This is a genomic window from Parabacteroides sp. AF14-59, from assembly GCF_003479515.1.
Taxonomy (GTDB): Bacteria; Bacteroidota; Bacteroidia; order Bacteroidales; family Tannerellaceae; genus Parabacteroides; species Parabacteroides faecis.
This window is the reverse complement of the sequence record NZ_QUHH01000001.1, coordinates 446,827-461,340: the sequence shown is the minus strand read 5'-3', so window position 1 is coordinate 461,340 and position 14,514 is coordinate 446,827. Positions and strand designations below refer to the sequence as shown.

At 44.5% G+C, this 14,514-nt stretch carries 10 protein-coding genes; 4 read left to right on the top strand and 6 right to left on the bottom strand.

The features are described 5' to 3' along the window. Positions 1 to 138: 138 nt before the first annotated feature. Genes DWW23_RS01810 through DWW23_RS01800 form a run of 3 tightly spaced genes read right to left on the bottom strand, consistent with a single transcriptional unit; the run spans position 139 to position 4,266 of the window. Complete coding sequence (locus DWW23_RS01810) at positions 139 to 1,050, bottom strand: DUF368 domain-containing protein (RefSeq protein WP_122351568.1); 912 nt, start codon at positions 1,048 to 1,050, stop codon at positions 139 to 141. Further along, positions 1,050 to 2,492: a tetratricopeptide repeat protein gene (locus tag DWW23_RS01805; RefSeq protein WP_122351567.1), complete on the bottom strand. Its 1,443-nt coding sequence runs from the start codon at positions 2,490 to 2,492 to the stop codon at positions 1,050 to 1,052. Before DWW23_RS01805 ends, DWW23_RS01810 begins: the two co-directional genes overlap by 1 nt. Positions 2,493 to 2,517: 25 nt before the next feature. Continuing rightward, positions 2,518 to 4,266: a glutamine--tRNA ligase/YqeY domain fusion protein gene (locus tag DWW23_RS01800; protein ID WP_122351566.1), complete on the bottom strand. Its 1,749-nt coding sequence runs from the start codon at positions 4,264 to 4,266 to the stop codon at positions 2,518 to 2,520. Positions 4,267 to 4,396: 130 nt separating this feature from the next. Between DWW23_RS01800 and DWW23_RS01795 the strand changes: the two genes are divergently transcribed. Further along, complete coding sequence (locus DWW23_RS01795; protein ID WP_122351565.1) at positions 4,397 to 5,050, top strand: DedA family protein; 654 nt, start codon at positions 4,397 to 4,399, stop codon at positions 5,048 to 5,050. On the opposite strand, the gene DWW23_RS01790 is transcribed toward DWW23_RS01795, so the two are convergent. The 3 genes from DWW23_RS01790 to DWW23_RS01780 all read right to left on the bottom strand — a co-directional run bounded on the left by DWW23_RS01790 (position 5,037) and on the right by DWW23_RS01780 (position 9,075). Then, positions 5,037 to 6,290 (bottom strand): Nramp family divalent metal transporter, encoded by a 1,254-nt coding sequence (locus DWW23_RS01790; protein ID WP_122351564.1) that lies wholly within the window; start codon positions 6,288 to 6,290, stop codon positions 5,037 to 5,039. The two genes, DWW23_RS01795 and DWW23_RS01790, sit on opposite strands and share 14 nt — an antisense overlap. 113 nt (positions 6,291 to 6,403) lie before the next feature. Continuing rightward, a complete protein-coding gene (locus tag DWW23_RS01785) occupies positions 6,404 to 7,720 on the bottom strand; it encodes a PAS domain-containing sensor histidine kinase (protein ID WP_122351563.1) in 1,317 nt (438 codons plus the stop codon). A gap of 2 nt (positions 7,721 to 7,722) precedes the next feature. Further along, complete coding sequence (locus DWW23_RS01780; RefSeq protein ID WP_122351562.1) at positions 7,723 to 9,075, bottom strand: sigma-54 dependent transcriptional regulator; 1,353 nt, start codon at positions 9,073 to 9,075, stop codon at positions 7,723 to 7,725. 249 nt (positions 9,076 to 9,324) lie between these two features. Between DWW23_RS01780 and DWW23_RS01775 the strand changes: the two genes are divergently transcribed. The 3 genes from DWW23_RS01775 to DWW23_RS01765 all read left to right on the top strand — a co-directional run bounded on the left by DWW23_RS01775 (position 9,325) and on the right by DWW23_RS01765 (position 14,511). Further along, the gene (locus DWW23_RS01775; protein WP_122351561.1) at positions 9,325 to 10,665 is read left to right on the top strand and encodes a TolC family protein; all 1,341 of its coding nucleotides are present in this window, start codon (positions 9,325 to 9,327) and stop codon (positions 10,663 to 10,665) included. Positions 10,666 to 10,718: 53 nt separating this feature from the next. Beyond that, complete coding sequence (locus DWW23_RS01770) at positions 10,719 to 11,969, top strand: efflux RND transporter periplasmic adaptor subunit (RefSeq protein WP_122351560.1); 1,251 nt, start codon at positions 10,719 to 10,721, stop codon at positions 11,967 to 11,969. 166 nt (positions 11,970 to 12,135) lie between these two features. Continuing rightward, positions 12,136 to 14,511, top strand: a complete 2,376-nt coding sequence (locus DWW23_RS01765) for an ABC transporter permease (protein WP_122351559.1) — start codon at positions 12,136 to 12,138, stop codon at positions 14,509 to 14,511. Positions 14,512 to 14,514: the final 3 nt, after the last annotated feature.

Here is a 14,514-nt window from a genome sequence, read left to right as displayed (position 1 = left end):
GTGTTTTCAACATGAAGGGAGCAACTCTGGCGAACTGCTCCCTTCTATGACCTTGAATAAGGTTAACATAATTGATGAGGTTCTCTTTGGCGAGAGAACAAGCTCTTCCTTGTGCGTGAGCATAGGGAAGAGATTTTTTTAAGCTTTAGCTCCTTTCATGGATAATTTTTCAAGAAAATAGACGATAGCGAATCCGAAGATCATTAATCCGACTGCTTCCCATACCAGTTGGTTAGGTAAGATATTTGCTTCTACCAACGGTTTGATTACTCCGTGGCTGTCGGTATATGTCTCGATTGTTTCTTTCCACGGCCATACTTTATTCAGCGAACCCAGCATAAAACCGGCCAGTACCGAAATGGTCGTATCATGAAACCGACGCAAGGCAAAAGAAAGTATACGGGAGAAAGAGGTAATACCTATGGCTGCCCCACAGATAAATACAAGCATGACCGGTATATTGAGAGTCTTTACTGCTTCCATAATATAGAAGTACTTCCCTAATAAGACCAGGATAAAACTACCGGAAATACCGGGAAGGATCATGGCACAGATTGCTATGGCACCGCAAAGGAATATGAAAAATAAGTTAGTTGGAGTCTCTGCCGGTGTGGCAACAGTTATATAGTACGCAATGACGGCTCCGATAATAAAACTCAGTATTGTTTTCCAGTTCCATTGCTTGATATCTTTTGAAACGAACCAGGTAGAAGCCAGAACTAAACCGAAGAAGAATGCCCATACGAGGATCGGATGCGTAACCAGCAACCAGGTAATGATCTTTGCCAGCGAAAAGATACTGATAGCAATGCCGGCAACGATAGCCAACAGGAAATTCGCATTTATCGCTTTCCAGAATGAGGCGATCTTACCGGTGAAAAGTAACTTCAGGCTTGCTCCGTTGATACTCTTGATCGAATCGATCAGTTCTTCATAAATACCAACAATAAAGGCAATCGTACCGCCTGATACACCGGGTACAACATCGGCTGCGCCCATTCCCATGCCTTTCAAAAGTAGGAGACCGTAGTCTTTTAGATTTCTGTCCATTAGTTGTTATTGTCTTTGTTATTGAGGAATTCCTTCGTCAGATCTTCCGGTGGGATATGTTTTCCCATCAGTTGCTGTTCTACATCACTGAAATCGATACCGGATTCTTCCAGGTATTTTACCAGTTCTTTCGGAGATGTCTGGCTGAAGTGTTCACCGAAATGCTTCATGTCGCCCTTTGCCAGGTAAGCCATAGCCATATGAAGGTGCATATAAGGTAACTCCGGATTGACGGCGTATACTTTATTATAATATTTGAGTGCCTTGTCGATATCTCCTTTCATATACAGGTACTGACCTGCGTGGAAAAGACTTTCGTAATCTTCGGGCTGATAGTTCTCTCCTTTATCCAGGACATTGAACAGACGTTCGGTGGTCTCTATAGCCAGCTTGTCTTCTCCGTTTTCCACATAGGTCAGAGCCAGTAAAGAGAGTATCCTGACGTTGTTGGGAAACAGTTCGATTGCTTTGTTGAGCGTCTTGGACGCTTCTTTGTCGCGTTCTGTCTCAGCACAACACCGGATAAAGTTGATGTAGGCAGCCGGTTCGTTGGAGGTTGCCTTTTTACCGATAATGTCTTTCAGTAAATTATATGCTCCTTCGAAATCCTCGAGTTTGATATAGCATTCAGCCATAAGCGGTTTGATACGTTCTGCTATTTCGGTAGTGGCATCGATCTCCTGATAAACCTCCAATGCCTTTTCATAATTCTCATTCATGTAGAGGCAGTATGCTTTCAGTATTTTCAGCTCCGGGTCCGAGTCATCGCAGGTTAGTGCGAAGTCGAATGCTTCGATTGCTTTCTCAAATTCCGATTTGATCGAATACAGGCGTCCGAGCGTGAACCAGGATTCGTAGGAGTAGGGTTCTTTATCGATCAGTTCGTTACACATACTGATCGCCCCGTCGATATCTCCTTTCATCTCCATGTTATAGCATAGCTCATCTTTCAGAGTGAGGTTGTCAGGGAACAGATCGATGCCGCGTCGTATGAAATCGTGCGCTTCGTTCGTCATTTCCATATCACTCAGAAGGGGAGCGGTGTATTCGAATATAGTCTCCAGATATTCGCAATCAGATTCGATCAGCCTTTCCGTATATTCGATCAGTTTATCATACCGGTCGAGCATGCAGTAACATTCCAATCGCAATAAGTCGAGGTCCTGGTTGTCTGTTTCAGCGATTGAATCGATCAAAGCCAATGCACTCTCATAGTCTTCATTATAGACGTAAAGCTTGCATTGTCTGAACTGTAAATCTGTATTACCGGGATGAAGCTTTAACCCTAAGGTTAAAACTTCATCGAAATATTCATAATTATCCGATTCTTCAAAGCTGCCCAACAGTTCATCGATTTCATCTGCATCGAAATAGGGCTCTTTTCCCATTTCGCGGGCAGACAGATAACGTTGTAACAAGCGTGAGATATCATCTTTTTTCATAGGGAATAATTTAATTGGCACATTGTTAAGCCTTGTCCTTAACCTTGCTCCAGGTATCTTTCAGAGATACGGTACGGTTGAAGACGAGCTTTTCCGGCGTAGAGTCTTTGTCTACATTAAAATAACCGATACGCTGGAATTGTAAATAATCTAATGGTTTGGCATTTGCCAGATACTTTTCAACGTAGCAGTTTGTCAATATTTTCAGAGAGTCCGGATTGATGATCTCTTTCATGGCGTCCAGTACGGAGCAATCTTTTGCTTCGCGGATAGCAGCCAGTTCATCGCGGGGATTCTCGACTTTCCACAGACGGTCGTACAGACGGACTTCTGCCGGCAAGCTATGTGCACAGCTCAACCAGTGTAAAGTACCCTTCACCTTACGATTGCTGTCCGGCATACCGCTCTTGGTGTTCGGGTCGTATTCGCAATAAACTTCTACCACTTCACCTGCATCGTTTTTCTTACAGCCTGTACATTTTACGATGTATGCATTCTTCAGACGCACTTCCTGTCCGGGAGTCATACGGAAGAATTTCTTCGGAGCATCTTCCATGAAGTCCTCTTTTTCTATCCATAATTCGCGGCTGAATTCGATGATATGGCTGCCTGCTTCCGGATCTTCCGGATTGTTGATGGCTTCCATCTCTTCTACTTGTCCTTCCGGATAGTTGGTAATAATCAGTTTCACCGGATCGAGCACAGCGGATACACGTGTGGCACGGGCGTTCAGGTCTTCACGAACGGCACTTTCCAGCAAGGCAAATTCATTCAGGGCATCGTAGGTGGTATATCCGATCTTGTCGACGAATTTGCGGATAGATTCGGGGGAATAACCACGACGGCGGAATGCACAGATAGTCGGCATACGGGGATCGTCCCAACCGTCGACCAACTTCTCTTTTACCAACGTAAGCAGGTTACGCTTACTCATTAATGTATAGCTCAGATTCAACTTGTTGAACTCGGTCTGACGGGGACGGTTGTCGTCCAGGTCTTTACCTTCTTTCAGCCAGTCGATGAACAGGTCGTATAACGGGCGGTGTACCACAAATTCCAGGGTACAGAGTGAATGCGTAACACCTTCGAAGAAGTCGCTCTGTCCGTGTGCAAAGTCGTACATCGGATAGACTTTCCATTTGTCACCTGTGCGATGGTGATGTGCGGTCCTCAATACACGATAAATAATCGGATCGCGGAAGTGCATATTCGGATTAGCCATATCAATTTTGGCACGCAACACCATGGCTCCGTCTTCTACCTCTCCGTCAGTCATTTTCTGAAACAAAGTCAGGTTTTCCTCGATAGGACGGTTACGATACGGACTATCGATACCCGGCTGGGTAGGAGTTCCTTTCTGCTGGGCGATAACTTCCGAACTTTGCTCATCGATATAGGCTTTTCCTTCCTCGATCAGACGGATGGCAAAATCCCACAATTGCTGGAAATAGTCGGATGCGTAATAGATGTTACCCCAATGGAATCCAAGCCATTCTATATCTTCCTTGATTGCATCGACATATTCTGTATCTTCTTTTACAGGGTTCGTGTCGTCGAAACGAAGGTTACAAACTCCGTTATAACGTTCTGCAATACCGAAATCCAGACAGATTGCTTTGGCGTGTCCTATATGCAAATAACCGTTTGGTTCAGGTGGAAAACGAGTTTGTATGCGTCCGCCATTCTTTCCTTCTGCCAGGTCTTTTTCAACATTTGCTTCAATAAAATTCAGGCTCTTTTTGCCTTCTTCTTCGTTCGTTTTGATATCGCTCATATCTGTTATAAATATGTTATTTCTTTATTAACGGAACAAAGGTAGCGATTTCTTTATTCGCTGCATAGCAATACAAGTTTTTTCCTATATTTGTGCCTTAATTTTATCGAACAGATTATAATACATTTATATGGAATACTTCAATCTCCTGATTGATTTTGTGCTGCATATCGACGCCCATCTGGCTGCACTTGTGTCGACTTATGGCATCTGGATATATGCCATTTTGTTTCTAATCATTTTTTGTGAAACGGGGTTGGTGGTCACTCCCTTTCTTCCGGGTGACTCGTTGTTATTTGTGGCGGGAGCTTTGGCTGCTTTGCCGGGTAATCCGATGAATGTGCATTTGATTGTACTGGTGCTGATTGCTGCTGCCGTACTGGGAGATGCTTCTAACTATATAATAGGTCGGTTCTTCGGTGAAAGACTGTTCAGCAATCCAAATTCGAAAATATTCAAACAGAGTTATCTGGAGAAAACACATAAATTTTATGAAAAGCACGGAGGAAAAACTATTATCCTTGCTCGCTTTGTTCCCATTGTGCGTACGTTCGCTCCGTTCGTAGCAGGGATGGGACATATGAATTACCGCCATTTTGCTTCGTATAATATCGTAGGAGGGATTATTTGGGTGGTTTTGTTTTCATATGCCGGCTATTTCTTCGGCGGAATGGAGATCGTTCAAAAGAATCTGGAACTTCTGATTGTCCTCATCATTTTTATCTCCATCCTGCCGGGTATAATTGAAATAGTCCGGAATAAATATTTTGTTAAAACAAACTGATTAACAGGGCGATATTCAGGACGGTCACCATCGTTCCCAACAACAGCAACAGGATGGTGGTCGAACGTGAATTGACATATTGACCCATCACTTTTTTACTGGAAGTAAGATATACCTGCGAAAAGACGGTGATGGGAAGCTGCACGCTGAGCAACATCTGCGAAAGGATCAATCCTTTGAACGGGTCGCCGATCAGGAAGATGATAAGCAGAGCCGGAACGAACGAAAGAATAACCCCCAGTTTGGAGTGTAAGTCTTTGTGGTTGTATGCCTCCCCGTAAAAACCGGCAAAGATGGACGCTCCGGCAATTCCGGATGTGATCGTCGAGGAAATACCGGCAAGCAATAAGGCGGCGGCAAAGATAACGCCTGCATTGTTTCCGACCAGCGGAACCAGTAATTGTTGTGCCTGGTCCAGTTCGTCTACGGCTATCTTTTCCTTGAAGAAAGTAGCCGCAGCCAGGATGATCATCGCCGAATTGATTGCCCAGCCGATCACCATCGACAGGAGCGTATCGTAAAATTCGTATTTCAATTGTTTCTTGATGACGGATTCGTCTTCCAGGTTCCATTCACGGCTTTGTATCACTTCCGAGTGCAGGAACAAGTTGTGCGGCATTACCACGGCTCCGAGCACACTCATAATGATCAGCATAGAATTTTCAGGAAAAGAAGGCTTTACCCATCCCTGCACCGCTTGTCCCCAGTTGACATCGACCAAAGCCAGTTCGTATAAGAAAGACAATCCGATGATGGAGACAAACATGATGATCCAGCGTTCTATTTTACTGTATGTGTTACTGAGCAACATGATCAGACAGGCCACTGTAACGATCACGGCACCGATCTTTATAGGTATACTGAACAACATCCGTAACGCAATGGCTCCACCCAATATCTCTGCTAGCGAGGTGGATATGCTGGCAAGCATGGCCGAACCGAGAATAGGCCGACTGAGTGTGCGGGGCATATATTTGTTGGTTGCTTCGGATAAACAAAGTCCTGTGACGATCCCCAGGTGGGCTACGTTGTGTTGAATGATAATCAGCATGATGGATGAAAAGGTTACGACCCATAGTAAGGCATAACCGAATTCGGATCCGGCGGCTAAGTTGGTTGCCCAGTTTCCCGGGTCGATGAATCCGACAGTGACTAATAATCCGGGACCGATATATTTCAAAAGGTCTAATCCTCCGGAACGAGGTTTGTGATTAATTTTGAGTTTGTCTAGTAGTTTCATATTTTTTATTGCTTGTATTTCCAAATATTAGTTACTTTCTTTCTGTTCTTTCCTGATGTCTTTTTGGGCAAACTGCCTCTGGTAAAATCTTGTAAAGGACATTCTCCGGTTTTTTACGGGAACGTCAGGATAAATGACGTTTTGTTTATTGCCGGATTGCTCTTCAACGCGATACTACCGCCTGAAAGCCGCATGATCTGCCGTGAGATAGATAACCCGATACCGCTACCGCCTTCTTTGGTGGTGAAGAACGGGACGAAAATATGTTCCGCTTCTTCCGGCGGGATGCAGGGACCGTTGTTACTAACCTCGATGATCACGGATTCATCCGGGTTACAAGATGCATTCAGTTCTATTTGTCCGTCCGGCTGTTCGCTGCCGATGGCCTGCATGGCATTTTTCAGCAGGTTCAGTACAACCTGCGTAATCAGTTTTTCATCTGCATAAACGATCAGGTCGGTCGGCTCTATATGTATATTAATCGTTATATTAGGGAAATTGTTGTGATAACGGGCCAGATTTATCATCCGTTCGGCAAATTTCTGTACATAGAATAACGACGGTTCAGGCGTCGGGATATGAGTGAACTTGCGGTAGGATTCGACGAATGAGATCAGGCTCTTGCCGGTTGTGCTGATCACTTCCAGTCCGTTCCGAATCTCGCTGTCGGCATCTTCATGGATGGATAACAGGGTGTCGCTCAGTGATGTGATAGGGGTGACGGAGTTCATAATCTCATGTGTCAGTACCCGGGTCAGGCGTATCCATGAATCGATTTCCTTGTCATCCAGTTCGCTGTTGATATCGTTGATTGCCAGGATACGTACATGTTTTTCCTGGAGGGTCATTTCGGATACACGGATAGACAAGTTGACCGTACCGCGTTCATTTACGAATGATATCTGATGTTTATCCCCCGGGAGGATATTAGCGATCGTAGCCTGTAGTTTATCATCGATGCGAGCCAACTGTTTGACATGGGTAAAGACGGAAAGCCCCAGTAAACGGAGTGCCTCGTTGTTGCTCTGGTAGATATTTCCGATATCATCCAATACGATGATGCCGGTATTGACAGAGTTCATGATCAGTTCATAATACTTCTCTTTCTGGACAGCATCAGCTTTTGCCTGGAAAAGTATCTGGGTGATACGGTTCAGCGATTCGCTGACCAGTTTGTCATTGGAAGAACGACCTCGGGTCGCATATTGGAAGGCATAGTCGCTGTTATCGATGGCATCGAACATGAAGGCTACCTTTTGGGCATTGCGTTTGTATAGTTCACTCATCATCCGAATGGAATAGATCCAACCGATAAGAATGAGAATGAACCATTCCCATTGGCGGGTCATAGCGAAGTAGGTTCCGCAGACGGTAAATATTCCGAACAGACCCAGCCGGAAAGTCAGACTATGATATATGCCTTTTAACATTATTACAATTCGTAACGTTTGATTTTATTGTATAGCGTCTGACGTGAAATACCCAGCTGGCTGGCAACGAGCGAAAGATTGCCATTGTATTTATCCATGGCATTTTTGATCATGTTGTATTCCATTTCTTCCAGTGTGGTAGCCTCTTTCAACGGAGATTCTTTCTTCCGGGGAAAATCGAAATCCGAACTGTCTAGCGTTTCCCCTTCCGATATGATTACCGACTTTTCGATCGTATGCTCCAATTCGCGGATATTACCGAACCAGGGCTGTTGTTTCAACTTTTCCTTTGCATCCGCACTCAGGCGCATGGAAGGTTTTCCGTAGATATTACAATATTTAGATAGGAATATCTCTGTTAACGGTACGATATCTTCGGGTCTGTCGCGGAGGGAGGGGATTTCTACGTGTATCGTATTGATACGATATAGAAGGTCTTCGCGGAACTGTTCTTTTTGCACCATATCCTGTAAATCGCGGTTCGTTGCACAAATCAGACGGATATTTACCGGGATAGGCGTGTTGCTCCCCACTCTCACTACGCTGCGGCGTTGTAGGGCGGTCAGTAGTTTTGCCTGCAAATGGTAGGAGAGGTTTCCTATCTCATCCAGAAAAAGTGTTCCGTTGTTGGCTGCCTCGAATTTACCCGGTCGGTCGGCACGTGCATCGGTAAAGGCTCCTTTCATATGACCGAACAGTTCGCTTTCGAACAATGTTTCGGTAATGGCACCCATATCTACGGGGACCATTGCCTCCTTTTTACGGTTCGACAACATATGTATTTCCCTGGCCAGCATTTCTTTACCGGTTCCGTTTTCTCCGGTGATCAGGATATTGGCATCTGTTTTAGCTACTTTTTCGATCAGGTTGCGGAGTTGTTGCATTGCATTGCTTTCGCCCCAGAACATACCGCTTTCTTTGGAGACAACCTGCTTGTTACTTTCATGAGGAATCCCTTTCCTATTCGCTGTCCGGATATCATAAGCCGTTTTCAGTGTTTCCAGCAGTTTGGCATTATTCCAGGGTTTGACAACGAAGTCGGTAGCCCCCTCCTTGATCCCCCTTACTGCCAGGTCTATATCGGCATAAGCGGTAAAAAGAACTACCTGTACCGACGGGTCTTCCTTCTTTATTTCAGAAAGCCAGAAAAGTCCTTCATTACCGGTATTGATCCCGGCACTGAAGTTCATATCGAGTAAAACAACGTCCACGTCTTCATTGTGCAGGGTTGTCTTTATTTTATTCGGGGTAGAGATGGTTATCACTTTCTCAAAGCAGGTGCCTAACAGCATCTGTACTGCGGTAAGAATCCCCTTATTGTCGTCCACGACCAGTATGGTGCCTTGTTTAGCCATATATGATAATATCTATATTATAGTGCAAAGATACAGGTTCGGTTTTATACTTCCTAACCACTGTCTAATATTTAGACATATAAAATAGGAGGATGAAACGAATAAATATCTGTTGTCTAATATTTATACACCATTGTCTAATTTTTTTACACTTTGAGAAAATACTTGTTTTGTCAATGTGTTGATAAATAATTCTTTAAATGGTTTGGCACAGTCTTTGCCCTTCTATAGGCAGAAAATAACACAAAAATGAAACAGATAATATTCACATCGATTCTTTCGTTTAGCCTGGCAACAGCCGCCATGGCCCAGGAAAAGCTCTGGACAATGGATGAATGCATGCATTATGCTATTGAGAACAGTCCGAAAGTCAAGAAACAAGCTTATACGAGTGATTCTTATAAGGCAGAGTTGAATTCTGCTGTAGCTTCGTTCTTTCCGTCTATGAGTGCCAGTGTTGGTGCACAATATAGTTTTGGACGTTCGATCGACCCGGAGACTAACGTTTATAATAATACATCTACTTTCAATAACGGATATAGCCTGGGAGTTTCCATTCCTATATTTAACGGGGGACAATTGGTCAACCAATGGCGTATGGCAAAAGCAAACCGTCAGTTAGGTATGAACGATATCCAAAAGGCGAAAGATGATCTGGCTATTAATACGATGCAGGCTTTTATGGATGTAGTGTATTATCAGGGAACCGTTAAGCTGGCTGCCGAACAGCTGGAAGAAAATAGCCGTATCCTGTATAAAACCCGCCGTCAGGAGGAACTAGGATTGAAGGGTAAAGCGGATGTGGCACAGATCGAAGCCCAGGTAGCAGCCAACGATTACAATCTGACCCATCAACAGAATTTACTTAATACCGCTATGCTAACTTTGAAGCAAAATATGAATTACCCCTCTGACATGGAACTGGATGTCGATACCATGCTTTTGGATAAATCGTATGCAACCATGTTGGAGTCGATCGATGAAATATATGATTACGCATCTGAAAATAATCCGACAGCTTTGCAGGCAAAACTTCAGTTGAAATCCTATAAAATGCAGTATCTGATGGCGAAAGGACGTTTGTTGCCTTCAATTTCTTTCTCTGCCGGGGTTTCTACGAATTATTATGAGAACCTGAAGGCAGTGCAGGCACCTGCTTCTTTTAGCAATCAGTTTAAAAATAATCGTGGTGAATATATCTCTTTCAACCTGAGTTTCCCATTATTTGACGGATTGAGCCGTTTGACCAACCTGCGCAAGGCACGCAATAATATGCGTATTGCCCAGGAACAGCAGACAGAAGTGCTCCGTCAGTTGGAGACAGCCATCGAACAAGCTATTCTCGACCGTGAGGGCTATGCCAAAGAAACTATTCAGATGGATAAAAAAGCAAAAGCGGATGAAATTGCTTATCAGGTAACTTTACGTAAATTTGAAGAAGGTCTGATGAGCCCGATCGATCTGCAAACCAGTGCAAATACATTACTTCTGTCAAAAGCCGATCTGCTGCAGCGGAAGCTGATGTATCTGATGAAATGCAAGCTGGTCGATTATTATAAAGGGAAACCTTTGATTGAAGGCATTCATTGAGAATAACGCGAATAACTAGGAAACAAACAATAAAGAAATAAAAACATACAACGATGGATATACAATTAGAAAAGAAAAAAGGCATTCAAAAGAAACATTTACCTTATGTAGGTGGTGGTGTTTTATTCCTGGTACTGGTGGGATGGATCATTTTCGGCGACCATGCATCGACATTGAAAGTAGATGCCCGTGGAATAAGTATCGGCAATGTGACCAAGGAACAGTTCAACGATTTTGTTCGTGTGGACGGACAGGTTCAGCCTATCACAGTGGTACAGTTAAGTCCTGAAGAAGGTGGTATCGTACAGGAAAAGGTTGTTGAGGAAGGTGCCCAGGTGAAAAAAGGCGATATCATTGTCCGCCTTTCCAACTCCGGCCTCGATTTGCAGATACTGGATGCGGAAGCCCAGTTGGCTGAAAAACAGAACTTCCTGCGTAATACCCAGGTAGCGATGGAACAGGACAAGCTGAATAACCAGTTGGAGAAAGCTCAGCTCGATGTCGACATCGCCCGTTCACGCCGTGCTTATACGCAACAAAAGAAGCTCTATGATGAAAACCTGATCGCCAAGGAAGAATTTCTGAAAGCGAAAGAAGATTATGAACTGGCAACCAAGAAATATGCTCTTGTCGTTGAACGTTTGCGTCAGGATTCAATTTCCCGTACGATCCAGATGGATGAAATGGAAACGAGTTTGGCTAATATGCGCCGTAACATCCAATTGGTACACGAACGGAAAGAACATCTGAATGTCCGCTCACAGATCAACGGTGAACTGGGTTTGCTGGATGTAGTTCTCGGACAGAATGTATCAGCCGGTATGAAGATCGGTCAGATCAACGACCTTTCCGATTATAAGATAGAAGCTATGATCGACGAACATTATATCGACCGTGTTAAACCGGGATTGGGTGCAGCTTTCGACCGTCAGGGAACAAGTTTCGCACTGGCTGTACGTAAAGTATATCCGGAAGTTCGTGAAGGTAAGTTCCGTACCGACTTTGTCTTTACCGGCGAACGTCCTGACAATATCCGTAGCGGACAAACATATTACATCAATCTGGAATTAGGACAGCCGACAGAAAGTATCATTATTCCGCGTGGTACATTCTTCCAGAGCACGGGAGGTAGCTGGATATTCGTACTGGATAAAGATGGTAAAAAAGCTTATCGTCGCAAGATCAAGATCGGTCGCCAGAACCCGCAGTATTATGAAGTGACCGAAGGTCTGGAAGCCGGTGAAAAAGTGATCGTATCAAGTTACGAAAGCTATAAGGATAATGAAGTCCTGGTGTTGGAATAATATTTCAGGTGACAGTTGACAGTTGACAAGTGACAGTTAGGCTTCGCGCTCGGTAAATAAATCGGCTGAAAGCCGAAATAACTGTCAACTGTCACTTGTCAACTGTCAACTAGCAACTTTAGCGCATTATTTTACTGAAATAAACAACCTATAAAAGATAACCACAATGAAGAATGTACATATTGCTTTTCGTTCCCTTTTTAAGAAAGGAAGACATAATGGAATTAAAATAGTTTCATTAGGTGTTGGCCTGGCCATGGGCTTGGTGCTGATTGCTAAAGTATGTTTCGAACTGTCTTATGATAATTTCTATCCCGAGTCGGATCGTGTTTTTGCCATACAGGAAAATGTATCTGTAGGAGAGAAGAAAATAGAAGGATATCCGCATGTAAGTGGAGGTGTTCCGCCGGGGATGAAAGCAGAAATACCCGGTGTGGAATCGGCTACCTGTGCCAATGTAATAGGGGAGTATCTTTTTACTACTTCCGATAAGAAAAAATACACCGGTAACTTTGTAATGGCAGACCAGTACTTCTTTGATGTCCTTCCCCGTAAAGTGTTGGCCGGTAATGCGAAGGAGACTCTTTCGCGTCCATTGTATGCCCTTGTATCCGAAAAGATAGCTGCTAAGATAGGCGGTGGAAAAGATGTGGTAGGACAGACGTTTGAAATCGCCTCTTTCCCCGGACATCTTTTTACGATCGGCGGAGTATTTGAAGAAGTACCGGATAATACCCATCTGAAATATAACATGCTGGTTTCACTGGTCTCTTTCGAGACGGTTATGGGATGGACGAACCTCGATCAATGGTTTGGTGGTGATAGTTATAATGGTTATGTTCGTTTGCAATCCGGTGTTCGTGCCGAAAACCTGTTGCAGCCGATGGCTGAGATGCTCGACCGCCATGTCGACTCTGCTCAATTGAAAGAACAGGGAATCGATTACGCCCTGGCGTTGTGTCCGCTGGAGGAGCTTTATGCTAAGTCGCCGGCCACGAAACGGATGGCTGTCATGCTTGTGGCTATTGCATTTGCTATCCTTTTTGCAGCCCTGATGAATTACGTCTTACTGGTGATCTCGTCACTGGTAACCCGTTCGAAAGATATTGCCGTACATAAATGTTACGGTGCATCCGGATGGAATATCTCGGACATGATCTTTTCGGAAACCTTTCTCAACTTGATTGTCTCGCTGGGGATATCGGCTATGTTGATACTGGCACTCCGTGAGATGGTGGAAGAATTGCTCAGTGCGTCGTTGTTATCACTGTTTACGGTCGATACCGTTCTGATGCTGGTGGCTGTTTGTGTAATTGTATTTTTAGTGGCGGGATTACTGCCTTCGCAACTGTTTTCGAAAATACCGGTAGCATCGGTATTTCGCTCCTATAAAGAATCACGCCGTTCATGGAAGAAGGCGTTGTTATTTATCCAGTTTATGGCCGTTGGTTTCCTGGTATGTCTGCTGGTAGTGATCGGTTTGCAATATAATAAGATGGTAAACGATAATCCGGGATATAAATACGAACGGCTGGCTTATTGTTGGATGGAAGGTGTACCGAGTTCTTCCCGCCGCGCCTTGATAGATGAGCTTAAAAAACTTCCGGAGGTGGAGGATGTATCTACTTGCAGTAGCTTACCTGCTTTCAGCGGTTCAGGGGATATGGTCTATCGTCCGGGAACAAAGGAAACCATTATTCATTTCGCTGACCTTTACGGGGCGAATGCCAATTATACCTCTCTGATGGAAATGTCCGTTATCCAGGGAAAAGCATTCGATCATTCTTATTCCGATTCTTCCCGCGTGGTAATGATCAGCCGGATGATGGCCGACAAACTGGCCTTGGCACTCGACTGGAAAGACGGCGTGGTAGGAAAGAAAATATATGTGAGTGGTCATGGTACACCTAACGATTTCGAGATAGCAGGCGTGTACGACGATGTCCGTGTCGGGGCTATCGGAAGCGAATTGATGGGACCTTCGGCGCTGTTTTATAGCGGTCGTCCGCAGAATACGCTGGTCATTAAACTGAATAAAATGTCGCAGGAGAATATGGCACGGCTGGACGAAACCATCAAGGCCACTTTGCCGGATAAGGAGATGCCTGTATCTTCCTACAGTGTCAGCATGGCAAATATGTATAACTCTTCGCGCCTTTTCCGCAACGCGGTGATGCTGGGAGGTATCGTAACGCTGATCATCACTCTGATCGGGCTGATCGGGTATATCAATGATGAAACCAACCGGCGCGGAAAAGAAATAGCCGTTCGCAAGATCAACGGGGCAACGGAAAAGGATATCCTTTCGCTGATCGCTTCCGATGTAACCTGGATGGCTTTCCCCGCTTTGTTGCTGGGAGCCGGTGCCTCTTATTATGCAGGCGAGAAGTGGTTGCAGCAATTTGCCGAAAAGATATCGATGAATGCCGGTGTGTTCACGTTAAGTGTGGCAGGGGTACTGTTGCTCATTTTGGGTACCGTTGTCTATCGTAGCTGGATGGTTGCCGTATCCAATCCGGTGGAAAGTTTGAAATCTGAATAAATG